At 43.3% G+C, this 22,444-nt stretch carries 25 protein-coding genes; 13 read left to right on the forward strand and 12 right to left on the reverse strand.

The genetic code is table 11. From position 1 onward, the window contains the following. Nucleotides 1-13: 13 nt before the first annotated feature. From POW22_RS07415 to POW22_RS07470, 12 genes are all read left to right on the forward strand, one after another. Nucleotides 14-835 carry an outer membrane protein assembly factor BamD gene (locus POW22_RS07415; protein ID WP_272831999.1) on the forward strand — a complete coding sequence of 274 codons (822 nt, stop codon included), beginning with the start codon at nt 14-16 and terminating at the stop codon, nt 833-835. A gap of 14 nt (nt 836-849) precedes the next feature. Then, nucleotides 850-1,176: a DNA-directed RNA polymerase subunit omega gene (locus POW22_RS07420; RefSeq protein ID WP_272832585.1), complete on the forward strand. Its 327-nt coding sequence runs from the start codon at nt 850-852 to the stop codon at nt 1,174-1,176. 11 nt (nt 1,177-1,187) lie between these two features. Then, nucleotides 1,188-2,393: a bifunctional phosphopantothenoylcysteine decarboxylase/phosphopantothenate--cysteine ligase CoaBC gene (gene coaBC / locus POW22_RS07425; RefSeq protein ID WP_272832000.1), complete on the forward strand. Its 1,206-nt coding sequence runs from the start codon at nt 1,188-1,190 to the stop codon at nt 2,391-2,393. Then, nucleotides 2,390-3,277 (forward strand): type IX secretion system protein PorD, encoded by an 888-nt coding sequence (gene porD / locus POW22_RS07430; protein WP_272832001.1) that lies wholly within the window; start codon nt 2,390-2,392, stop codon nt 3,275-3,277. Before coaBC ends, porD begins: the two co-directional genes overlap by 4 nt. Before the next feature lie 72 nt (nt 3,278-3,349). Then, a complete protein-coding gene (gene recN, locus POW22_RS07435; protein WP_272832002.1) occupies nt 3,350-4,999 on the forward strand; it encodes a DNA repair protein RecN in 1,650 nt (549 codons plus the stop codon). A gap of 29 nt (nt 5,000-5,028) precedes the next feature. Beyond that, nucleotides 5,029-5,847 (forward strand): enoyl-ACP reductase FabI, encoded by an 819-nt coding sequence (locus tag POW22_RS07440; protein WP_272832003.1) that lies wholly within the window; start codon nt 5,029-5,031, stop codon nt 5,845-5,847. 85 nt (nt 5,848-5,932) lie between these two features. Continuing rightward, a complete protein-coding gene (locus POW22_RS07445; RefSeq protein ID WP_272832004.1) occupies nt 5,933-6,715 on the forward strand; it encodes a T9SS type A sorting domain-containing protein in 783 nt (260 codons plus the stop codon). 171 nt (nt 6,716-6,886) lie between these two features. Then, nucleotides 6,887-7,888 (forward strand): glycosyltransferase family 2 protein, encoded by a 1,002-nt coding sequence (locus POW22_RS07450; RefSeq protein WP_272832005.1) that lies wholly within the window; start codon nt 6,887-6,889, stop codon nt 7,886-7,888. A 9-nt stretch (nt 7,889-7,897) separates the two neighbouring features. Then, on the forward strand, nt 7,898-8,854 hold the full coding sequence (locus POW22_RS07455; RefSeq protein ID WP_272832006.1) for a CdaR family protein: 957 nt from the start codon (nt 7,898-7,900) through the stop codon (nt 8,852-8,854). Further along, entirely contained in the window at nt 8,855-9,445 is a 591-nt protein-coding gene (coaE, locus tag POW22_RS07460) for a dephospho-CoA kinase (RefSeq protein ID WP_272832007.1), read from the forward strand. 72 nt (nt 9,446-9,517) lie between these two features. Next, nucleotides 9,518-11,080 carry a sensor histidine kinase gene (locus POW22_RS07465; RefSeq protein WP_272832008.1) on the forward strand — a complete coding sequence of 521 codons (1,563 nt, stop codon included), beginning with the start codon at nt 9,518-9,520 and terminating at the stop codon, nt 11,078-11,080. A 2-nt stretch (nt 11,081-11,082) separates the two neighbouring features. Beyond that, nucleotides 11,083-11,799: a response regulator transcription factor gene (locus tag POW22_RS07470; protein ID WP_087524925.1), complete on the forward strand. Its 717-nt coding sequence runs from the start codon at nt 11,083-11,085 to the stop codon at nt 11,797-11,799. Here the strand turns inward: POW22_RS07470 and miaA are convergent. From miaA to POW22_RS07505, 7 genes are read right to left on the reverse strand one after another with little or no spacing between them, the layout of a single operon-like run. Then, nucleotides 11,796-12,725: a tRNA (adenosine(37)-N6)-dimethylallyltransferase MiaA gene (gene miaA / locus POW22_RS07475; protein ID WP_272832009.1), complete on the reverse strand. Its 930-nt coding sequence runs from the start codon at nt 12,723-12,725 to the stop codon at nt 11,796-11,798. The two genes, POW22_RS07470 and miaA, sit on opposite strands and share 4 nt — an antisense overlap. A 3-nt stretch (nt 12,726-12,728) precedes the next feature. Beyond that, entirely contained in the window at nt 12,729-13,571 is an 843-nt protein-coding gene (locus tag POW22_RS07480; RefSeq protein WP_272832010.1) for an ion transporter, read from the reverse strand. A 26-nt stretch (nt 13,572-13,597) separates the two neighbouring features. Then, on the reverse strand, nt 13,598-14,989 hold the full coding sequence (locus POW22_RS07485; RefSeq protein WP_272832011.1) for an exonuclease domain-containing protein: 1,392 nt from the start codon (nt 14,987-14,989) through the stop codon (nt 13,598-13,600). Next, a complete protein-coding gene (locus POW22_RS07490) occupies nt 14,989-15,645 on the reverse strand; it encodes a YggS family pyridoxal phosphate-dependent enzyme (protein WP_272832012.1) in 657 nt (218 codons plus the stop codon). Before POW22_RS07490 ends, POW22_RS07485 begins: the two co-directional genes overlap by 1 nt. Further along, a complete protein-coding gene (locus POW22_RS07495) occupies nt 15,646-16,881 on the reverse strand; it encodes a DUF1015 domain-containing protein (protein ID WP_272832013.1) in 1,236 nt (411 codons plus the stop codon). It abuts the gene before it with no gap. A 3-nt stretch (nt 16,882-16,884) separates the two neighbouring features. Beyond that, entirely contained in the window at nt 16,885-17,772 is an 888-nt protein-coding gene (locus tag POW22_RS07500; protein ID WP_272832014.1) for a 3-hydroxybutyryl-CoA dehydrogenase, read from the reverse strand. A 12-nt stretch (nt 17,773-17,784) separates the two neighbouring features. Continuing rightward, complete coding sequence (locus tag POW22_RS07505; RefSeq protein ID WP_272832015.1) at nt 17,785-18,750, reverse strand: Gfo/Idh/MocA family protein; 966 nt, start codon at nt 18,748-18,750, stop codon at nt 17,785-17,787. A gap of 160 nt (nt 18,751-18,910) precedes the next feature. On the opposite strand from POW22_RS07505, the gene POW22_RS07510 reads away from it, so the two are divergent. Next, entirely contained in the window at nt 18,911-19,552 is a 642-nt protein-coding gene (locus tag POW22_RS07510; RefSeq protein WP_272832016.1) for a protein-L-isoaspartate(D-aspartate) O-methyltransferase, read from the forward strand. A 5-nt stretch (nt 19,553-19,557) separates the two neighbouring features. Here the strand turns inward: POW22_RS07510 and POW22_RS07515 are convergent, their stop codons facing one another. From POW22_RS07515 to POW22_RS07535, 5 genes are all read right to left on the reverse strand, one after another. Further along, nucleotides 19,558-19,914 carry a hypothetical protein gene (locus POW22_RS07515; protein ID WP_272832017.1) on the reverse strand — a complete coding sequence of 119 codons (357 nt, stop codon included), beginning with the start codon at nt 19,912-19,914 and terminating at the stop codon, nt 19,558-19,560. Continuing rightward, a complete protein-coding gene (locus POW22_RS07520; protein ID WP_272832018.1) occupies nt 19,911-20,513 on the reverse strand; it encodes a MarR family winged helix-turn-helix transcriptional regulator in 603 nt (200 codons plus the stop codon). The genes POW22_RS07515 and POW22_RS07520 overlap by 4 nt, the downstream gene beginning before the upstream one ends. 53 nt (nt 20,514-20,566) lie before the next feature. Then, complete coding sequence (locus POW22_RS07525; protein WP_272832019.1) at nt 20,567-20,830, reverse strand: DUF2024 family protein; 264 nt, start codon at nt 20,828-20,830, stop codon at nt 20,567-20,569. Next, a complete protein-coding gene (locus POW22_RS07530) occupies nt 20,827-21,549 on the reverse strand; it encodes a hypothetical protein (protein WP_272832021.1) in 723 nt (240 codons plus the stop codon). The genes POW22_RS07525 and POW22_RS07530 overlap by 4 nt, the downstream gene beginning before the upstream one ends. A 105-nt stretch (nt 21,550-21,654) precedes the next feature. After that, the gene (locus POW22_RS07535; protein WP_272832022.1) at nt 21,655-22,419 is read right to left on the reverse strand and encodes an XRE family transcriptional regulator; all 765 of its coding nucleotides are present in this window, start codon (nt 22,417-22,419) and stop codon (nt 21,655-21,657) included. Nucleotides 22,420-22,444: the final 25 nt, after the last annotated feature.

The raw sequence follows: 22,444 nt of genomic DNA on the forward strand, positions 1-22,444 counted from the left end.
CTAATTTTGCAGGATGTTTTTAAACAAAAACAAATATTACCTTTTGGCCCTTGGGGCGCTACTTTTGGTGGGAGCTTGTTCTCCCTTCCAAAAAGTGTATAAATCAGATGACGTAGCGGCTAAGTATCGCTTTGCAGATTCCTTGTATCAAGTTGGGAAGTATCGCAAAGCCCTAAAGCTGATGGAGGAGATCGTTCCTGCCTATCGTGGGAAGCCACAAGCAGAGCGTTTGATGTTCTTCTACGCCGATACCTATTACCAGCTAGGAGACTTCTATTTATCAGGCTACCAGTTTGAGCGTTTTGTGCGTTCGTATCCAAACAGTGATCGCGTGCAAGAGGCAGCCTACAAAGGGGCAAAGAGTTATTATGAGTTGTCACCGCGTTACTCCCTAGACCAGGAGGACACCTATACAGCTTTAGAGAAGTTGCAAGGCTTTATTGATCAATTTCCAGATTCAGATTACTTGCAAGAGGCCAATGGTTTGGTGGATGAACTCAACTCTAAATTAGAATACAAAGCGATCCGTATCGCTAAATCATACTATCACCGCGAAGATTACAAATCGGCCATCGAGGCTTATGACAACTTTGCGACTGATTTCCCGGGGAGCCAATACAGAGCAGAAGCGTTCTTTATGCGACTCGAATCAGAATACAAACTAGCGATCAATAGTTTTGAGACTTTGGTACCTGAACGTTTAACAGCCGCCAAAGAATATTACGACAGTTTTATGAAGTATTTTTCGGATTCCGAATACAGAGAAGCTGCCGATGAGATCTATCAAGACATTGAAGCGCGCATGGAATCCTTGAACACTGAAACAAAATCTTAAGGTTAGCACATATGATGAATTTAAAGAAATTGGACGCACCTATCAACACTACCACTTATGATAAGAACTTGGTAGATGCTCCAACCGACAACATTTACGAGGCGATCTCAATTATTTCTAAGCGTGCCACACAGATCAACGCTGAGATCAAAAAGGAGTTGTTGGAGAAACTGGATGAGTTCGCGACCTACAACGATTCTTTAGAGGAGATCTTTGAGAACAAAGAGCAAATCGAAGTATCAAAGTTCTACGAAAAGCTTCCTAAGCCACATGCATTGGCGATCCAAGAGTGGTTGGAAGATAAGATCTACCACCGCAACACTCAGGAGGACGAGGCTTAATTAATTCTGCCATGTCTGTTTTAAAAGGAAAGCGCATATTACTGGGGGTAACCGCCGGGATTGCCGCTTACAAAACAGCTTGGCTGGTAAGACTATTGGTCAAAGCCGAAGCGGAAGTACGCGTGGTAATGACCCCGTCTGCCAAAGAGTTTGTGACTCCGCTTACCCTTTCTACACTTTCTAAGAATGAAGTATATTCTTCCTTTACTGATGAGGAAGATGAGAATGCTCGATGGAACAATCACGTAGAGCTCGGCCTATGGGCTGATTATCTGCTGATCGCTCCGGCAACGGCAAATACTTTGGCTAAAATGGCCAACGGTGTTTGTGACAACTTGTTATTGGCAGTTTATCTCTCCGCCAAATGCCCAGTACTTTACGCACCAGCTATGGATCTGGACATGTACAAGCACCCTTCCACAAACGCAACTTTTGAAAAGCTTGAAAGCTTTGGAAACATTCAAATTCCTGCAGGCCATGGAGAATTGGCCAGTGGTCTGGTAGGGCAGGGCCGTATGGCAGAACCTGAAGAAATCCTGAACTTTCTAGAAAAATACATCGCTGACGGACTTCCATTGCGAGGCAAAAAAGTCTTGATCACCGCCGGGCCTACCTATGAGGCCATTGATCCCGTGCGTTTTGTGGGGAATCATTCCAGCGGCTTGATGGGATACAAGATCGCAGAAAGAGCTGCAGACTTGGGTGCAGAAGTAACCCTGATCAGTGGTCCCTCTCATTTACAGTTGCAGCATGCATTGGTGAAAATTGTCCGCGTGATCTCTGCTCAAGAGATGCTGGAGGCTGTTCAGGCGCATTACGCTTCCGCCCATATTGGTGTTTTCGCTGCAGCCGTGGCAGACTATAGACCAGTGGCTCCTGCGAAAGAAAAGATCAAAAAGACTGGAGATACACTAGAGATCCAACTCGAAAAAACCCAAGACATTCTTGGCTGGGCAGGAAATCAAAAGAAGGAGCAGTTTTTGGTCGGCTTCGCCTTGGAAACTCAGAACGAATTGGCCAACGCAAAAAAGAAGCTGGAGAAAAAGAATTTAGATTTAATTATACTAAATTCGCTCAGAGACGAAGGGGCTGGTTTTAAGTCTAAAACCAATAAAGTGACCTTTATAGATAAGAATGGTACAATTTTACCGTTTGAACTGAAAGATAAAGCAGCTGTAGCTGCAGATATCTTGGATTACATTATAGCGCAGCAATGAGAAGATTACTAGTTTTGATTTGTGTCTTAGTGGGTTTGAGCGCCTCTGCTCAGGAAATCCGATGCACAGTAACGGTTAACGCGGAACAAACCGCCAGAGCCGATTTGCAGATCTTTAGAACCCTAAAGAATCAGATCGAAGAGTTTGTCAATGAATACCAGTGGACCAATATGAAGATGACCACTCAGGAACGCATTGATATGAATCTGGTAATCATTGTGACCAACTATGATGGCGATGATTTTACTGCGACTCTGCAAGTGCAATCGTCTCGTCCAGCTTACGGTTCTTCATACAACTCACCGGTCTACAATTACAACGACAAACAGTTCTCCTTTACCTATCGCGAGTTTCAACCCTTGAATTTCAATCCAAACAGTTTTGATTCTAACCTGATCTCGGTGATCGCATTTCACGTCTACACGGTCATTGGTTTGGACGCAGATACCTTTAGCCGCAATGGAGGAGATCCTTATTTCCAGATAGCGAAGCAAATTGTCAATACTGCAGCGTCTAGTAATTTTCTAGGGTGGAAGGCCACTGATGGAGCACAGTCTCGCTTCCGTTACAACGATGCACTTTTGTCCAACGTTTTTAGTGAATTCCACAATGTAATGTATGATTACCACCGATTGGGCTTGGATATCATGCATGAGAATCCGAAAGAAGCCAAAAAGGTCATGGCTACTAGTTTGAGTCGATTGCGAATGATCAACGACAGACGTCCTAACTCTTTCTTGCTGCGTACCTTTTTTGATGCCAAGGAGAATGAGATAAGCCGTGTGTTTAGTGGTGGGCCTCAGGTGGATATTGCCAAGTTGATTGAAGACTTGAATCGCATGGCACCGACCAAACGAGCCAGCTGGGAAGATATCCGATATTAAACGCTTTAAATTCTTTTTTAAGCGGAGTCTTTATTATCTTTAATTTTCTGATTTCGATTACATTCCGAAGGCTTGATTAAATCCCTTTCCATAAAGAATTATGCCTTAATTGACCATTTAGCGGTTGATTTTGGTGCGGGTTTTACCGTCATCACTGGAGAAACCGGTGCGGGTAAATCTATTGTGCTCGGTGCTCTTGGCTTGCTGCTGGGGCAACGAGCAGATCTGGACAGTATTAAGGACAAAGGGACCAAAAGTATCATAGAAGGACATTTTGATCTGAGTCAGTTTCGGCTTAAAGAATTCTTCCAAGAGCATGACCTCGATTTTGATGTGCATACCATCATCCGCAGAGAACTGCTGCCTTCTGGTAAATCAAGGGCGTTTATAAACGACACCCCAGTAAATCTCAGCATACTGAGCATTTTAGGGCAACACCTGATAGACATTCACAGTCAAGGTCAGCAATTAGAGGTCAATACCACGGCCTTTAAGTTCAATTTAGTGGATCTCATCGCTAACAACCAAAAATTGCTTGAGGAATACAGAACTGCCTTCGAACAATACAAGCAAGCGGAAAAAAATCTTGCGGTTCTTAAGGAAGCACAGGCTTCAGCAAACAAAGAGTTCGATTACAATAAGTTCCTTTGGAATGAACTGCACGAGCTCCAATTGGACAAATTAGATGAAGCTGCCATAGATGAGGAATACGAAACCCTGTCTAACGTAGAACGCATTCAAGATCTGCTGGCCGAGGTCATGCAGCAGTTGAGCGCGGAACAAGTGGGCGCATCAGAACAACTCGCGCAGGCCAATCAGCAACTAGTGCAACTGGCGCGTATATCGCCTTTGTTCCAAGAACTTTCTGAGCGGATGCAATCCCTTCACATAGAACTGACGGATTTGGAATCCCAACTCTTTGAGCAGCAAGAGCAAATTGAGAGTGATCCGGATCGCTTAGCGAGTTTGGAAGAACTTACTCGCAATTTATACGATTTGAAGCGCAAGCATGCCGCCTCTTCTTTAGCGGAATTGATCGCCAAACGCGACGCTTTAGAAAAGCTGGTGATCATGGTGGAAGATCAATCTGAGCAGCTATTGGCTGCAGAAGGCGAGCTCAAGCAGGCACAGCAACAGATGGAATCCTTGGCCAAGGCCTTGGGATCGGCTCGAGCTGCAGTCATTCCACAATTATGTGAAACTATCAACGCGCAACTGCGTATGTTGGAATTGCCAGCAGCACAATTTGTGATCCAACAAAACACAAGTGAAGCCAATGTTTATGGCCAAGAAAGCTTAGAATTTCTGTTCAGTGCTAATAAAGGAGTCCTGCCAGGCCCTTTGCAAAAAGTGGCTTCTGGCGGAGAACTCTCTCGGGTCATGTTGGCTTTGAAAGCGTTGATGGCACAACACACCAATTTAGCAACTTTGATCTTTGATGAGATCGATACTGGGGTTTCTGGAGAGGTGGCCAATCGCATAGGAGATATCATGAAACAAATGTCTCGTTCCATGCAATTGATCAGCATAACACATTTGCCACAAGTAGCAGCCAAGGGCAATCACCATTTTAAGGTTTTCAAGGAGGATACTTCCCAAGGAGCAGCAACTAGAATGCGCGCTTTGTCTTCTGAGGAGCGCGTTGTAGAGATCGCTCAGATGTTGGGCGGACAGCAATTGTCTGAAACTGCCTTGAACCATGCAAAAGAATTATTGAATTAACTATTTTTGACCGCATAAAACACCAACCTATGTCATACAATTTATTAGCTGGAAAAAAAGGAATCATTTTTGGCGCATTAGACGAAAACTCTATTGCGTGGAAAACTGCAGAGCGCGTTCATGAAGAAGGAGGTCAATTTGTATTGACCAATGCACCCATTGCAATGCGTATGGGACAGATCAATGCCTTGGCAGAAAAGACCAATTCTCAGATCATTCCTGCGGATGCTACATCCTTAGAGGACCTAGAAAAGTTAGTGGATGGCGCTATGGAGGCCTTGGGAGGTAAAATTGACTTCGTTTTACACTCTATTGGAATGTCTGTAAATGTGCGTAAAGGAAGGGCTTATACCGATCAAAAATACGACTGGACCCATAAGGGCTGGGATGTTTCTGCGCTTTCTTTTCACAAAGTGATGCAGACCTTATACCAAAAAGACGCCATGAATGAATGGGGGAGTATCGTTGCTTTGAGTTATATGGCAGCACAGCGCGTGTTCCCAGATTACAACGATATGGCAGATAACAAAGCATACTTGGAGTCTATTGCACGTAGTTTTGGTTACTTCTTCGGGAAAGACAAAAAAGTGCGCGTCAATACCATCTCTCAATCGCCAACACCAACTACTGCCGGTCAAGGGGTAAAAGGCTTTGATGGTTTTATAGCTTATGCAGAAAAAATGTCTCCTCTGGGCAATGCAACAGCCTTGGATTGTGCGAACTATACAGTGTCTCTTTTTAGCGACCTCACTAAGCGTGTGACGCTACAAAATCTATACAATGACGGAGGCTTCTCTAATGTCGGAGTGAGCAATGAAGTAATGGATGCCTTCATGAAGGAAGATTAAATAGAATTTTCTAATTACGGATAGAATTTGGTTATATTAAATATTAGTGTAACTTTGAGTTTAAGTTTAAACTAAATCATGTGATATGAAAAAAATTACTTTATTGTTATGTGCAGGAATGTTCTCACTAGGACTGAACGCACAAGAAGTATCTGAAGACTTCGACGCTGGACTCCCAGCAGGTTGGATGACTGTTGTAAACACTGGTACTTGTGACTGGTTCAACGGTGCTGATATGCCAACTGGTCCTGACTTCGCTACACCAGCAATGTATTTCGATGACGATGCTTGTGGTAGTGGTGCAGACGCTTCTAACGTAACTCTTATGTCTGACGTTTATGACCTTTCTGCTACTGACGGTGATCTTGTGATTACTTATGACGTAGCTTTCCAAGAGGTTGCTTCTGGAGACACATTTGTTACTGAGTGGTTTGACGGAGCTGCGTGGAACGTACTTGCAACTTATGACACTGACCTTCCAGAAATCCTTTCTGAAAGCTTCAACCCATCTGGTATTACTAACGCTGATTTCCAAATGCGTTGGACTTATGATGATGGTGCTGGTGCATGGGGATGGCACGGTGCTGTAGACAACTTTACGTTGGACTTCAACGTGTTGAGTACTGATGACAACCAAATCGCTGGTTTCAGCATGTACCCAAACCCAGCTAACGATGTTGTAACTGTAAAGGCTCAGAACGAGATCCAAAACGTTACTTTCTTCAACATCCTTGGACAAAAGGTTCTTGAGGTTGCTCCTAACGCACTTTCTCAAGAGATCAATGTTGCTGCTTTGAAAGCTGGTGTATACGTTGTTAACGTTACTTCTGACGAGCAAGTTGGTTCTTACCGTTTGATCAAGCAGTAAGCTGAATCAGAAAACAAAGAAATTTGGAAAGCCACCCATTGGGTGGCTTTTTTTTGTTTTAAAGGATTTTAGACTGTTCACGATTGGTCAAAAAATTGTTCTTTTGCAGGGGAATCTTTTTTCTCAAAGCCTAGTACGGCTTTGCTTTTTCAAAAAGACTTCACTTATATAATGAAAAGGGAATACAGCTTTATTATACCGGTTTACAACAGACCTGAGGAGGTTGATGAACTCCTAGGGAGCATGGTCGCCTTTGAAAGCGATATTCCATTTGAGGTCTGTATTATTGAGGATGGTTCCACCCAGGACTGTAAAGCGATTGTAGCTCGTTATAAAGAACAGCTCAACATCAACTATCAGTTTAAGGAAAACTCTGGACCAGGCCCTTCCAGAAATTATGGCATGAGCAAAGCCTCTGGGAATTATTTCATCATTTTAGATTCTGATGTGATCATGCCACCAGACTATCTGTCTGTGGTAGATGCTGCTTTGAATGAGAACTATCTGGATTGTTTTGGCGGTGCTGACGCAGCACACGATTCTTTTACAGATCTGCAGAAGGCTATCAACTACAGCATGACCAGTTTGCTCACTACAGGAGGAATCCGTGGAAACAAAAAGGCAGTACAACAGTTTGAACCGCGAAGTTTCAATATGGGTATTTCCAAAGAGACCTTTATAGCAACCCAAGGTTTTGGCAAGATTCACCCGGGGGAAGATCCCGATCTGTCTTGGCGCATAAAGAAGGCTGGTTTTAAAACAGGCTTCATTGCGGGAGCTGCAGTCTATCACAAAAGAAGAATATCCTGGGCCAAATTCAAGCAACAGGTCACCAAATTTGGTTTGGTGCGTCCCATTCTCAACAGTTGGCACCCAGAATCTAAAAAGATCACTTTTTGGTTCCCCTCCTTGTTTATAGTTGGCTTATTGGGTTCTTTGGTCTTGGCACTGCTTTGGATGTGGTGGTTTTTAGCACTGTATGGCTTCTATTTCTCACTCTTACTGATTCACGCTATCATTACCACAGGGAGTCTTAAGATTGGTTTTATGGCCTTGTGGGCGGCTTTTTTGCAGTTTTACAGTTACGGCACCGCATTTTTGATAAGCACTTGGCAGATCGGATTATTAAAGAAAGATCCTCAGGCCGTTTTTCCACAACTATTTTTTAAGTAACTTCTACCCATGACGGCTGCAGAAAAACAAAAGCACAAATCTGGAAAAGGGAATATCAATTCCTTCGTGTTTTTTCTTATTCTAGCGACCTTGTTTTGGGTGCTAACTAAGTTTTCTAAACAGTATGAGCAGGATGTTCAGGCCCAATTGGAGTATATAAATATTCCCGCTAATGCCGTGATCAGTGAAGATGGAATCAGCACGGTTCCTTTGCGTTTATCGGCTTCGGGTTTTGAATTCTTGTACTACAAACTCAGCAAACCAAAGATCACCATTGACCTGACGCGCCTAGAGCCTGATAATAATACCCGCTGGATGATCTCCAAACAAGGACTTGAAAATCTAGCCACCTTACAACTTAAACATTCGGTGGATCTTCTCTCAGAGCGATCAAACCTTGAGCTCCCGATCCGTTCCTTGGGTCAAAAGCGTGTTCCTGTCTTGGCCAATATAGCCTATACTTTTAAAGAAGGCTATTCCTATGTAAAGCCATTGCGCATTACGCCAGATTCTGTTACCGTTATCGGTCCTGAGAACAGTTTGGCTCAGGTTAATGCACTAGAGACCGTTGCAGCTTCCTTTGATGGTGTTGACGAAGCGATCTCTGGAAGCTTAGAGTTACTCCTGCCAGACACTGTGGATAAATTAAAGCTAGATCCTAGCCAAGTGGAGTATTCCATGGAGGTTCAAGAATTTATAGAAAACGAGTTGAGCGTACCCATAACCTTGATTGGGAGTGATGAGGTTCGTGGGATCCAGTTGTTTCCCTCCTCGGTGACCGTGCGTTATACGATCAACTTCTCCGATTATAAAAAAGTCCAAGCCGGTGATTTTAAAGTGATCTGTGACCTGTCTAAAGTAGAAGAGGGCGCAAACTTTTTAATTCCAGAGCTCATAGAAGCTCCTGCTGGCGCTCGCAGGCTAAGTTTGAGCCCAACTCAAGTAGAATTCATAGCCATTCAATAGATGATCAGTATTGGATTAACAGGTGGAATTGGCAGTGGAAAATCAACAGTGGCGGGGTTTTTTGAAGAATTGGGCATTCCTATTTATTACGCTGATGATCGCGCCAAATCCTTGATGGTGGAGAACCAGGAGCTTATTGCTAGTATTAAAGCGCTCTTAGGCGATCAAGCCTATACCGATGACGGCAGACTCAACAGGGCCTATATAGCGAGTCAAGTTTTTAGTGATGCTGAGCTCTTAGAGTCTCTAAATGCCTTGGTTCACCCGGCAGTGGGTAAAGACTTTAGCACTTGGGCCCAAGCGCAACACAGTCCATATGTGATCAAAGAAGCTGCTATACTTTTTGAGAACGGGAGTTATACCAGATCAGATGCGACGATTTTAGTCACAGCACCAGAAAATATCAGACTTCAACGGGTCATGAATAGGGATGGAGCAAGTGAAGAAGCAGTACGCGCACGCATGCAACATCAATGGCCGGACGAGCAAAAAATACCGCTTGCAGACTATGTCATTGAAAACATTGATCTTGAGGCAACTAGAAAGCAAGTAATTTCTCTCCACGAGCAGCTTATTTCCTTGAAAAAATAGACGAACGGACATTTCTGTTAACATTTGGTTAAACGGAATCCGCCCGCGGGCTAAAAAAGGTACTTTTGAACAATGAACAAAAGACTGTTTGTCATACTCATTGTACTTATGAGCGTTGCACTGTTGGGAATTATCTTCGTGCAGGCTTATTGGATCAATAATTCCTTTCAAACAAAACAGGAACAATTCACCAAAGACGTGCGTCAGGTGATGATTGCTGTTTCTCAAGACATTCAGTTATTTGAACAAGAGCAGATCTACGACGCAATTGTTGCTACAGAACAAGATTTTAAGGAGCCAGATACCAGTAAAATTACCGAAATCGTTTACCGTCGTGTAGATGAAGACAAAAACGAAGTGTTTATCTTCAGTAACGGGATCACTCAACGCGATTACAAGCTATCGCCGAGTTTTCTAGACATCGGTATGGATTCCATCGCCTTTAAACGTTTGGTCAATGAACAGGTAACCACAACTATCACTCCTGGTATTGATGGTGGTGCGCCGATCAAATCAGAGAATAAGACCTACAAGCGTATGGACGAGTTGGAGCGCGCTATTTTCTCCACTGTTGCCTTGAAGATATCAGAAAAGATTCCAATTCACCAGAGGGTCAGTCCAGAACTCATCGAAAAGATGATCGACAAAGAATTGCGCAAAAAAGGTTTGACCACCAGCTATGAATACGGTATTTACAGCAATCAGTTAGCCACCAAGGTGCGTTCCAGAGATTTTGACATCAATGCACCCTCTACCTTTGGAGTTCCGATGTTCATTGATCAGGACGATAATTTCAACTACCAGCTTTTTGTGACCTTTGGCAACACCCGCAAAGAACTCTTCAGTTCCATTGTGGGCATTTCAATTTTGTCCATTCTCTTTACTGCCATCATTATTTTGGCTTACTGGTACGCGATTTCACAATTGATACGACAGCGACAGATCTCACAGATCAAGACCGATTTCATCAACAATATGACCCACGAATTCAAGACGCCTATCGCTACGATAAACCTGGCCTTAGACGCACTTAAGAATCCTAAGGTGGCTCAAGATGATGAATTCAAACAGCGCTATCTGCGCATGATCCGTGATGAGAATAAGCGCATGCACGCTCAAGTGGAGAATGTATTGCGTATCTCTCGATTGGAAAATAAATCCATCAACCTTAAAAAAGAACGCATCAAATTACATGATGTAGTGGAAGACGCAATTACCAGCGTGTCTTTGATGGTAGAGGATAAAGGCGGTTACATCAAAACGCATTTTGATGCGCAGAAATCCTCCATTTTGGGTAATGAGTTCCACTTGACTAATGTATTTGTCAATATGCTTGACAATGCCATTAAGTACTCAGAAGATGCGCCTAAGATCGATATCCATACAGAATTGGCTAAGAATTCCATCATTGTAAAGATCAGCGATCAAGGAATCGGGATGTCTAAAACGGCTCAGAAACAAATCTTTGAAAAATTCTACCGGGAACATACCGGAAATATACACAACGTAAAAGGGCACGGTCTTGGATTGGCTTATGTGAAACGCATATTGGATGATCATCATGCATTGGTATACGTAGAAAGTGAGCGCGGCAAGGGAAGTACCTTCAGTATAAAATTTCAATTAATCTCTTAATTATGGAAACGGAAAATAAAAAAATCTTATTGGTCGAAGACGACCCGAATTTCGGAACAGTCCTTAAGGACTATTTGGCAATGAACGAGTACGATGTAACCCATGCTAAGAACGGGATGGAAGGCTTCGAAAAGTTTAAAAAGGACAATTTTGATCTGTGTATCCTCGATGTGATGATGCCGTATAAAGACGGTTTTACCTTGGCTAAGGAGATCCGCGAGAAGAACAAAGATGTGCCAATCATCTTCCTTACGGCGAAAGCATTAAAAGAAGACGTACTTAAAGGATATAAGGTTGGAGCAGATGACTACTTGAACAAACCTTTTGATTCAGAGGTGTTATTGATGAAGATCAAAGCGATCATCCAACGTAAAGCCACAGATTCGCTATCAGACAGCAAGCAGTTTGAATTCCAGATCGGGAAGTTCCACTTGAATTCTAAACTTCGCTTTTTGTCTTACAACAAAGAGGAGCCGAGCAAACTGTCTCCAAAAGAGAACGACCTATTGCGTTTGTTGGCGCTTCACAAAAACGATCTCATGCCACGTGAATTGGCGCTTACCAAGATCTGGAGAGACGACAATTACTTTACCTCACGCTCTATGGACGTATATATTGCCAAGCTGCGTAAGTATTTGAGTAAAGATGATGGCGTAGAGATCTTGAACATCCACGGAGAAGGATTCCGTTTGGTGGTCAAAGACGAAGTAGAAAACTAGTCACGCTTTAAAAGCGCATCGTTTTTTGCCTGAATTTCGGCAATGATGGTGTCTGCTGGAGTTTGATAGTCAAACCAATGGATCTGCGGATCCTTTCTGAGCCAAGTCAGTTGCCTTTTGGCAAAACGCCTTGTGTTCTGTTTGATAGCGTCTACTGCGTCCTGCAACGGTATATCCGTTTCCAAATGACCGATCAGTTCGCGATAGCCCACGGTTTGTAGCGCATTGAGCTCTTTATATGATAACAGGCCTTTTACCTCGTGTAAGAGGCCTTCTTGCATCATAAGATCAACGCGTTGATTGATTCTGTCGTAGATCACCGCTCTATCTGCAGTGAGTCCGATTTTAATGGTTTGGAAATCACGTGGCTTTGGCGCTTGGTTTCTATAGCTACTAAAGCTGTTTCCACTACTTCTAATGACTTCCAAAGCACGGATCAAGCGGTGTGGATTCTGTAGGTCAACCTGCTTGTAATATTCAGGGTCTTTTGCCAAAAGTTCCTCCTGTAATGCGATAATCCCTTCATGCTCTAATTGCTCAGTGAGTGCTGTTCTAACGCCTTCGGAAACTTCTGGGAATGAATCTAGGCCTCGGGTCACGGCATCTACATAAAGTCCCGAACCTCCTGCCATGACCACCACCTTGTGTTCTTTGTAAAGCTCCTCCAAAAGGGCGAGAGCATCTCGCTCAAAATCGCCTACACTATAAGGGTCTTGAACAGAAAGGTGTTGAATGAAATGATGCGGTGCTGCGGCCAATTCTTCTGGAGTTGGAACCGCGGTACCTATGCGCATCTCTTTAAAGAATTGTCGGGAATCGGCAGAAATGATCTCGGTATCAAAGTGATTGGCCAATTTGATGGCTAAGGCTGTTTTGCCAATTGCTGTAGGTCCAACAATCGTGAGTAATACCTTGGGATTGCTCATGAATTATTTGTCGTTGGGGAAGAGATCTTCTCCGCAGTTAAAACAGTGTTTAGCCCCGTCTCTATGATCCGATTTTCCGCAATATCTGCAGCTTTGGGTATTGGTGTTGATCACCTTGGTATTGCGCGCATATTCAGCACTAATAATACCCGTAGGCACCGCGATGATGCCGTAACCCATGATCATAATCACCGCAGAGAGCAGCTGTCCTAATGGAGTTACCGGCGCAATATCGCCATAACCTACCGTGGTCAAGGTTACGATACACCAATAGATGCTGATTGGGATATTTCTAAATCCGCTTTCTTCTCCTTCAATAAAATACATCAGGGTTCCTGCAATGATAGAAACTATGAGTACTGCAAAAAGAAAGATGGAGATCTTGGCCCAACTGTGTTTTATGGCGCGTGCCAGTTTGTTAGATTCACCCACATAGCGGGTGACCTTTAGAATTCTAAAGATTCGCAACAAGCGCAAGGCTCGCACAGTAACCAAGGCTTGGGTTCCTCCCAAAAAGAGCGATAAATACAAAGGAATGGTCGCCAAGAAGTCAATGATCCCATAAAAACTAAAGATATAATGGGACGGTTTTTTGATACTGATGATCCGAAGAATGTATTCAATGGTAAAAAAGATGGTCAGTACCCATTCTCCAATTAGGAGCAGGTCGTGGTATTTCTCGTCAATTGAAGCTACGCTCTCCATCATGACAAAGACTATGCTCAGCACGATCAAGATTAATAGGATGACATCAAAGGTCTTGCCGGCCGGAGTATCGGCTTCGTAGATCACCTCGTGGATACGGCTGCGCCAAGATCCGCTTTTATTGGGTTTTTGCTCCTTCACCCTGTAAATTTAATAGAAAAATTAAGCTAGTTAAAATTAGAGCCGTTTTGAAGCTGCTCCAAAGGGATTACTTTCAGTACTTTTTTTCGCCTTAAGAACGAATGTATGATGTGCTGGGCATCCCGATTGTCTTCCATGGGAGAGATGATAGAGCGCAGAATCTCCAAGTTGTTGATCTGATAATTCAAATTGAAAAACCCAAAACCTTTATAGCTCCCTTGCTCAATCAGAATTACCGAACGCTCGTCCACCTCACGGCCATGGTCAATTATCACCATGTTCTGATTCTCATAACTGTGCATGTCCAAAAATCGCTCCACACGGGCATTGTATTCCGCCACAGGCTCCTCTCCAATACAGGCGCCAAAACATTCCTTAATGGTCTGTAAAAAACAAGGTCCTGCTGTTTTGTGAAGCCCAGTGTGTTTTTGACACAGTTGATGTTGCTCCGTGATCTTAAAGAGCTGTGATTTGGCTTGCTGGTAATTGGTAAAGGTGGTTATTGCCGGTTTATCTAAATTCGTCTTTTCAATTTTGAATTGTAAATAACCAGCTTCGTCTTTGGTAAGTCCTAATTGGTAATTGTAAATCGTTTTTCGCAACGCCCTATTGTAAACAGGTTTGTTGCGTTTGATCTCTTCGGATTCTTTGAGCTGCGCGATTAGATCACTACCCGTTGCCTCATAGGTCACTGCAGCAACTTCTAATTGGATCTTTTTAGATTTCCTGTTGTCTGAGGTAAAATGCTGATTCAGTCGCTTTTTGATATTCCGACTCTTGCCAATGTAAATGATGCTTCCGTCCTCCCGATGCATATAGTAAACACCGGTCACAGAAGGAGTAGCTTCAATCATATCGAGCAGTTTAGGCTCCAATTGTCGTTTGGCTTCCATTCTCACCGTCTGACTGATGATCTCTTTTTTCTGATCCTTGGTGAGCAGCAGTTTAAAAAGACTCACCGTAGCCTTGGCATCACCTGCTGCGCGGTGCCTGTCGCTTAAAGGAATACCTAAAGAGCGCACCAATTTCCCCAAACTATAGGAGGGCATGTCTGGGATCAGCTTTTTAGATAATTCTACAGTACACAACGATTCGCGTTGATAATCATAACCCAAACGATCAAATTCTGTTCTGAGGATGCGCGTGTCGAACTGCGCGTTGTGTGCCACCAAAATACAGCCTTCGGTGATCTCAATGATCCGTTTGGCCACTTCATAGAATTTTGGCGCATTGCGAAGCATCTCATTATTGATGCCTGTAAGATTCACGACAAAAGGTTGGATCTTGCGCTCCGGATTCACCAAACTGATAAACTGATCCACTACCTCGTGGCCGTCAAATTTATAGATAGCGATCTCGGTAATACCTTCTTCATTGTATTTCCCGCCCGTGGTCTCTATGTCTAGAATCGCATACATCAATGATAATTGCGGGCACCGAATATGGCACTCCCAACTCGAACCATGGTGCTCCCTGCTGCAATGGCAATAGGGTAGTCGCCACTCATTCCCATGGAGAGAACATTCCAAGATTCAGATTGTTGGTGTGCGTCGAACTTTTCTTTTAAAATGTTGAATTCGCGTTGGAGCTGCTGCTCATCGTCTGTGAAGGTAGCCATGCCCATAAGCCCTACAATTTGGACGTTATTGAGCCCTAATGCTTTTTTCTCATCGATCAATGCTGATAATTGCTGTGGAGGAAGTCCGAATTTACTATCCTCTTTAGCGATCTTGAGTTGGATCAAACAGTTGATCACCCGGTCGTGCTTTTTTGCTTGCTTATTGATCTCTTTAAGCAGCTTAATACTGTCCACAGCATGGATCAAACTCACAAAAGGCGCCATATATTTGACCTTGTTGGTCTGCACGTGGCCAATCATATGCCATTCAATGTCCTTGGGGAGCTGTTCCCATTTTGCCGCCATTTCTTGAATCTTGTTCTCTCCAAAAATTCGTTGTCCGGCATCATAGGCTTCCTGCAGATCTTCCACGGGTTTAGTCTTAGATACTGCAACTAGTGTGACTTGCTCCGGGAGCTTTTCCTTGAATTGTTTTATGTTTTCTGATATACTCATTTAGAATTCATAAACCGTTATACCCGATCGTAATTTGGGCAAAATATAAGTGCTTTTTGGTGGCATGGTCAATTGTTGGTCAGCTACTGCTTTTAGTTCTTCCACATCAACAGGGACCATACTAAAACCAAGAGCGTATTTACCAGAGTCTACAGCATCTTTAATGCTGAACTGACCTTCCCGCTCGCTGTGATAGCCTAAGCGCTTATCTGTCCGCGGATCTTTTATTCCTAAAATTGGCTGTAAAATAGTATCCAATAGCAATTGAGAATCCAAGGCCTGCAAGGCATCTTTAAATTCCACTTTGAATTTACGCAAATAGAGCGAATAATACTCACCGTCTAAATACATTCCAAAATGGTGTTTTTTACTAGGCTGATATGGGCTCACGCCGCGATTCTCAATTCTAAAGTACTCGTCTAACTTTATGAGTAAGGCCTCTTTGCTCAGTCCATTTAAATCCTTCACCATGCGGTAAAAGGCTTCGATACGCAGATCACTCTCTGGGATCAAATAGCTCATAAAATAATTATAACTATCGCTGCCTTCTCCCATAGCGCTTCCCTGCATTTGCGCTGCTAAACGCACCGAACTCGCACAGCGGTGATGGCCGTCTGCAATATAGATCTGAGACATTTCCGCAAAACACGCTTTAATACCTTTTACATGCGCAGCATCGCTCACAGGCCAAAGGTAATGGGTGTCTCTAAAAGTAGTAGTGAATTCGTATTCCGCACGTACCTGAACCACCTCGTCCATAATATCTTCTAAAGGATCGCTGGCTGGGTAGGTAAGTAGCACGGGTTCTGCATTGAATCCTACCGTATGCAAGTATTCGGTGAACAAGGTCTCGCGCTGCGCTAAAGTATCCTCATGTCTTTTTACAATATTGTTTTGATAATCGGCTGTGCTGACTGCTGCTATGATTCCTCGGTAGGTGTGCCCATCTCTATCAATGATCTGATAAACATAATAACTGGGCTGCGGGTCTTGGATCAGATTGCCTTCTTCTTTAAACTCCAAATACCGATTGCGAACCATCTCAAAACGCTCTTTCCCAGAGAGTTTCTTTTGGTATTTAAAACCGGGATTAATGATGTGCAAGAAAGAGAACGGATTGGCTTTCATACGGGCATTCCGCTCGGTTGGCAAGTAGGTGTCATAAGACCTGCTGACCATAATACTGACCAGTTCGCGTGCCGGCCTTACTGCGGCAAAAGGACGAACATCAGCCATAGACTATGCAAACATTGCTGCGACCTTTTCGGCCTTGCGACTTTCTGAATAATCGTAGAATCCTTCGCCACTCTTAACTCCTAGTTTCCCAGCCATTACCATATTGACAAGTAGTGGGCAAGGAGCGTACTTAGGATTCTTAAAGCCTTCATACATTACATTCAGAATAGAAAGGCATACATCGAGTCCAATAAAATCTGCCAATTGTAAAGGTCCCATTGGGTGGGCCATTCCGAGCTTCATTACCGTGTCGATCTCATGAACTCCGGCAACTCCGTTGTAAAGCGTTTCAATAGCCTCATTGATCATCGGCATCAAAATACGGTTGGCTACAAATCCAGGATAGTCATTTACCTCTACAGGAACCTTGTTGAGTTTCTTAGAGATCTCTGCTACCGTAGTATAGGTTTCTTGGCTGGTGTTGTATCCTTTGATGATCTCTACCAATTTCATGATCGGTACCGGGTTCATAAAGTGCATTCCAATCACCATTTCAGGCCGAGAAGTTACTGCAGCGATCTGTGTAATGGAGATCGATGAGGTGTTGGTCGCCAAAATGGTATCGTCTGGACAAAGCTTGTCCAAATCTTCGAAGATCTTGAGCTTTAGATTTACGTTCTCTGTAGCCGCTTCTACTACCAAACTCGCGTATTCTACACCTTCTTCTAAACTGGTGTAGGTGGTAATGTTACCAAGGGTACGCGCTTTGTCTTCTTCGCTGATCTTTTCTTTAGCGACCATTCGGTCCAAATTCTTGGTAATGGTGGCCATTCCTCGGTCCAATGAAGCTTGGGAAATATCAATCAGTTGTACTTTATAATCGAATTGGGCAAAAGTGTGGGCAATTCCATTACCCATAGTTCCTGCACCGATTACGGCTACATTCTTCATATATACTGTATTCTAGTTGTTAAAGTTTTCAATGACTTGCATGGCCAGGCGCAAGGCCTCAGTACCTTGATGCAAGCTCACAATTGGTGTTTTATCATCTTTGATGGCTTCTGCAAAAGTGTTGAGCTCATCCAAGATGGCATTGTTAGGCGTCACCTCCGGATTGTCAAAGTAGATCTGCTTTTTATCGCCATCGGCATTGGTCAGGATCATGGCAAAGTCGTCTGGAGTCTCTGGAGCGTCCATCATTTTTACCACCTCGCATTTTTTCTCTAAAAAGTCTACAGATATATAGGCATCCTTCTGGAAAAAGCGACTCTTGCGCATATTCTTCAGTGAAATTCTGCTGGCCGTTAGGTTGGCAATACAACCGTTCTCAAATTCGATGCGTGCGTTTGCAATGTCTGGTGTAGAGCTGATCACAGAAACTCCATTGGAGGTCACACTCTTAACCGGTGATTTGACCACACTCAAGATCACGTCAATATCGTGGATCATCAAGTCGAGTACTACAGAAACGTCTGTTCCTCTTGGGTTGAATTCTGCCAAGCGGTGACTTTCAATGAACATCGGGTTGTCAAATCGATCCACGACAGCTCTAAAAGCTGGATTGAATCGTTCAACTTGTCCCACCTGTCCACGAACCTTGTGCTTTTTTGCCAAAGCTCTTAAGGTTTCCGCCTCTTCTACCGTCGTGGTAATGGGTTTTTCAATGAACAAATGCTTTCCGGCTTCGATGACCTTTTTGGCAGTATCAAAATGATATAGCGTAGGCGTTACTACGTCCACCATATCACAGTCCTCAATAAGGGCTTCTAATGAAGGATAGGCTTTGTAGCCAAATTCTTCGGTGATGGCAGCAGCCTGCTTTGGGTCTGCGTCGTAGAATCCCATCAACTCGTATTGATTGGATTCTTGCAATAGTTTTAAATGGATCTTTCCCAGATGCCCAGCACCTGCAACACCGGCTTTAAGCATAGTTTTTGATTGTTGATTTTGACTGCAAATAGCGCAGATTTACCTACCCCAATTGCCTTAACAAAAATAGCATTTATTCCCCGAACTACACAGGATAAATCGGCTGTGATTTTTGCAGGAAAGCTTTTTGTTCGTTTTCTTTGTGAGACTCAAATTAACCGTGAAAGATTCCTTCAAACATCAAGGCAAACGCAAACAATTGGTCGATGTGATCAAAGCCAAAGGTATTGCCGATCCTGCAGTTCTAGACGCTATTGGTAAGATCCCGAGGCATTTGTTTATGGATTCCAGCTTTTTAGATCACGCATATGCCGATAAGGCTTTCCCTATTGCTGCGGATCAGACCATTTCACAACCCTATACCGTAGCGCGTCAAAGCGAACTTTTACAAGTCAAGCCAGGAGATAAGATCTTGGAAATAGGCACGGGGAGTGGCTATCAAACGGCCGTACTTATGGAAATGGGCGCGACGGTCTTTACCATTGAGCGACAAAATGAACTATTCAAAAAAACGCAGCTCTTCTTGCCTAAATTGGGCTATCGCCCCAAACGACTGATTTTTGGAGATGGCTATAAAGGCTTGCCAGAATTTGCGCCTTTCAACGGAGTGATCGTTACGGCTGGAGCTCCTTTTGTACCCAAACCACTCATGGCACAGCTCGCCATTGGCGGACGTTTGGTGATTCCTGTAGGCGAGAAGGTACAGATCATGACCGTCTACTCCCGCGAATCCGAAACTAAATTTGTCAAGAAAGAATACGGCGAGTTCCGCTTTGTGCCGCTTTTGGAGGATAAGAACTAGTCGTTCTACTGGGGAATCAGCTCAATATTTTTTTCATCACCATTTGCTGAAACGTATAATGTTTCTAACTTTTCTCCGTAGATAGAATCTTTTATGTACAGCACAACGAAATGTGATTTATTCAGCTGTTTTTCGTAGTACCCCTCACTATTGGTAGTAACCCTAAATTGTTCCTGTAAGGCATAGCTTTGATCTGGGCTGTCGTCATAAGCCCAATTCTCTACCATGATTTCCAAACCAGTGATTGGCTTTTTGGTCACCCAGTCGGTGACCTTGCCGTAGACCACGACGTCTTTATAATCTCTTTGGCAGGACAGCGAGAAAACACTTAGTAAGAGCAATATGTAAATGTGTGGTTTCATTGAGTTTCAAACTCTGGGCAATCTAGTCTCAAGTCCTCTGTCTTAAGAGGCATTTCAAGAAGTTGGCAATAGTAGGTGTCTTTATTTTGGTCGAAAAATTTACAAGCCTGACACTGACGCTGTACTTTGATAATACCTTTTTTATGGAGTCCAAAGATCATTTGACTAATGGCTTCGAAAACAATTTTTGATTTTTCTGGCCCAAGATCATTCACTTCCTTAGAAATTTCTTTGTCAAAGCTGGCAATACTTTCCAGTTTCTGCAGTGCTACAGGGGTAGGTTTGAGCCAATAACTCCGTTGATCTGAAGCAGAAGGTATTTTTTGAAGCAATTCTTTATTTACTAGGACTCGAACTGCATCGCTAATGGTGGCTTTAGTCACATTGAATTCCAATGCGAGATAACTCACCGTATTGTAATTGGAATCGTGATTAGAGCAAAATAATAGTATTTGTATTTGAATAGGACTTATACCATGAGTTTTAGCTTGATCCCACAATAAATGACGAAAACTTTCTCCAAGCCTTTCGAGGCCTGAAACAACCTTAAGGTTGAGGTCACTATTTTGATGTTCTGGTTTGAATCTTGATTTTGCCATAAAAATGTCCTGCCACGCTAAGGTAGCAGGACAAGGTTAGTATTCCTAATAAACTAGGAGCAGTTTTCCATTTCTATAATATAGAAACCACTACTTTTGATCTGTTTTTCCATTTCTGGAGTTGCTTGTGCTATATGACAAAAGGAGCAGTATTCTACACGAATATCCAGATCGTTCAAGCTTTTGCTCTTTAAATATTCCTGCCCGTATTTAATTACGGCCTGTTTGTCTGTTATGCGCTCATTCACAACAATATCAAAATGCATTACCCTCCCAGAAGGTCGTTGGACATAAGTGTCCCAAACTGCTGCTCTCATTTGTTAGTTACTTTAAATGGTAAACTGAGGTCTTTGCTTAAAATACTGTAAACTCCATAAACACCGAGCATGGGTTTGTCTTCTTTGCTCGTGTTTACTTGCATATACGCCGTAAGGGCGTCAAAGTTGAATTTAGTTTTATTACTCATGCGATAAGCGGGAACACTAACGCGGATTCTATTGTTGTTAGTGGTTACTGGGAAACCTGGAGAGTCCATATACATCGGCATTCCAGGGTTAGTTGGCGGAAGAGTGACTTCATCCGCACTTTTGAATTGAATCACAGAAAATCCGCCCGCAACACGATTGTCTTGTTGTAGCACTACCCAGTGTGGGTGCCAGATAATTCCGTCATTACCATAGTTGGAGTCGCTGTTTTCATCCCAAAGCGGGGTGTCGTCAAAATCGGGGTGTGAAGTTAAGGCTAAGGCAAGTATTCCTTCTGCGTTTCCGAAGCCAACCGCGCTTGGGGAAAGAGTGGTTGGAAATACGTATCCTAAAACAGGGGCGCCATCCAATTGTCCCAGTTTTTGTGGAGTTGTTGCTCCTGCTTGTCCCTGCACAATAATGTCCCAAATAAGGAGGTCTAAGTCACTGTGATAGTTTACAACTGCTGATTCGATGATAAAATCATCGTTTTTGTATTGCTCAGCTTGTCCTTGCATACAACTAGATAAGACGAACCCAATAGATGCTAATAATACGCTTTTTAGTTTCATTGTTTTTAGTTTAAAATTTCATCACAAATATAGTAAGGAATCCTAACTAAATAGATTTTGAAAATAAATATTGCCTATGGAGCTATAGAGGAATAGGTTCTTTCCCTACCTTAAACTCTGCAATTCTACCTGCAGTTCGGTAAGCATCTGTGCAATACTGCTTATTTTAAGCTCTTGGGCGTCGTATTCCTGGGTGTTGATGGAACAAGTGAATTCCCAAAGCTCTACGATCTCTGCAGCTGGAACCTCAAAGGCCTCATAGGCTTTGTTGTCTGAGATTAAACGAATGCTCCCCTGAGTCTTTAAGTTGTTCTCTACGCGTTTGTAAGTGATCCCGTTGTTAAGGGTCACCACCACATAAGTGGTTCCGTTTTTAATATCATCCAGACTTTCCACAAAGCGCGCTACCACATAAGAACCATCTTTAAGCGGTAGCATGGAATCTCCTTTAATGGGGAAGGCACGGTGCTTTCCGGTAGGCAAGAAAGGCAGCTTGATCTTTTCCAACTGTTCTATGTATTCCGGATCATCATAGCCCAACAAATAACCCGCAGAAGCTTTTACTGGCACTACTTCAATGACGTTCTCGTTAGCCTCATCCACCTGAATGGGAAACAATACCCGCTGTTGCCCGATCTCAATGAAGGAATGATCTTGAGCGCTGGTCAGATCGTTCTTGATCAAAATATCCACAGGAATTTTAAAGAAATCAGAAAAGGCCACCAGCATAGCAATGGGCGGTTCCGAACGACCTTCTTCATAAGAGCCGATACGCGAACGCGGTACTTGCAACTCTTCAGCGAACTGTTCTTGAGTGAGTCCGCGGAGCTTGCGCAGGTGTCTGATGTTTTTGTGAATAATTTTATTCATTTACTACAAATATAAGCAATAATTA

The sequence above is a fragment of the Gilvibacter sediminis genome (assembly GCF_028561565.1).
Taxonomy (GTDB): domain Bacteria; phylum Bacteroidota; class Bacteroidia; order Flavobacteriales; family Flavobacteriaceae; genus Gilvibacter; species Gilvibacter sediminis.

Bases quoted from the DNA above. Each gene is read 5' to 3' on its own strand.
- POW22_RS07415 (WP_272831999.1), top strand. From the start codon at position 14: ATGTTTTTAAACAAAAACAAATATTACCTTTTGGCCCTTGGGGCGCTA.
- POW22_RS07420 (WP_272832585.1), top strand. From the start codon at position 850: ATGAATTTAAAGAAATTGGACGCACCTATCAACACTACCACTTATGAT.
- coaBC (WP_272832000.1), top strand. From the start codon at position 1,188: ATGTCTGTTTTAAAAGGAAAGCGCATATTACTGGGGGTAACCGCCGGG.
- porD (WP_272832001.1), top strand. From the start codon at position 2,390: ATGAGAAGATTACTAGTTTTGATTTGTGTCTTAGTGGGTTTGAGCGCC.
- POW22_RS07440 (WP_272832003.1), top strand. From the start codon at position 5,029: ATGTCATACAATTTATTAGCTGGAAAAAAAGGAATCATTTTTGGCGCA.
- POW22_RS07445 (WP_272832004.1), top strand. From the start codon at position 5,933: ATGAAAAAAATTACTTTATTGTTATGTGCAGGAATGTTCTCACTAGGA.
- POW22_RS07450 (WP_272832005.1), top strand. From the start codon at position 6,887: ATGAAAAGGGAATACAGCTTTATTATACCGGTTTACAACAGACCTGAG.
- POW22_RS07455 (WP_272832006.1), top strand. From the start codon at position 7,898: ATGACGGCTGCAGAAAAACAAAAGCACAAATCTGGAAAAGGGAATATC.
- coaE (WP_272832007.1), top strand. From the start codon at position 8,855: ATGATCAGTATTGGATTAACAGGTGGAATTGGCAGTGGAAAATCAACA.
- POW22_RS07465 (WP_272832008.1), top strand. From the start codon at position 9,518: ATGAACAAAAGACTGTTTGTCATACTCATTGTACTTATGAGCGTTGCA.
- POW22_RS07470 (WP_087524925.1), top strand. From the start codon at position 11,083: ATGGAAACGGAAAATAAAAAAATCTTATTGGTCGAAGACGACCCGAAT.
- miaA (WP_272832009.1), bottom strand. From the start codon at position 12,725: ATGAGCAATCCCAAGGTATTACTCACGATTGTTGGACCTACAGCAATT.
- POW22_RS07485 (WP_272832011.1), bottom strand. From the start codon at position 14,989: ATGTATGCGATTCTAGACATAGAGACCACGGGCGGGAAATACAATGAA.
- POW22_RS07490 (WP_272832012.1), bottom strand. From the start codon at position 15,645: ATGAGTATATCAGAAAACATAAAACAATTCAAGGAAAAGCTCCCGGAG.
- POW22_RS07495 (WP_272832013.1), bottom strand. From the start codon at position 16,881: ATGGCTGATGTTCGTCCTTTTGCCGCAGTAAGGCCGGCACGCGAACTG.
- POW22_RS07500 (WP_272832014.1), bottom strand. From the start codon at position 17,772: ATGAAGAATGTAGCCGTAATCGGTGCAGGAACTATGGGTAATGGAATT.
- POW22_RS07505 (WP_272832015.1), bottom strand. From the start codon at position 18,750: ATGCTTAAAGCCGGTGTTGCAGGTGCTGGGCATCTGGGAAAGATCCAT.
- POW22_RS07515 (WP_272832017.1), bottom strand. From the start codon at position 19,914: ATGAAACCACACATTTACATATTGCTCTTACTAAGTGTTTTCTCGCTG.
- POW22_RS07520 (WP_272832018.1), bottom strand. From the start codon at position 20,513: ATGGCAAAATCAAGATTCAAACCAGAACATCAAAATAGTGACCTCAAC.
- POW22_RS07525 (WP_272832019.1), bottom strand. From the start codon at position 20,830: ATGAGAGCAGCAGTTTGGGACACTTATGTCCAACGACCTTCTGGGAGG.
- POW22_RS07530 (WP_272832021.1), bottom strand. From the start codon at position 21,549: ATGAAACTAAAAAGCGTATTATTAGCATCTATTGGGTTCGTCTTATCT.
- POW22_RS07535 (WP_272832022.1), bottom strand. From the start codon at position 22,419: ATGAATAAAATTATTCACAAAAACATCAGACACCTGCGCAAGCTCCGC.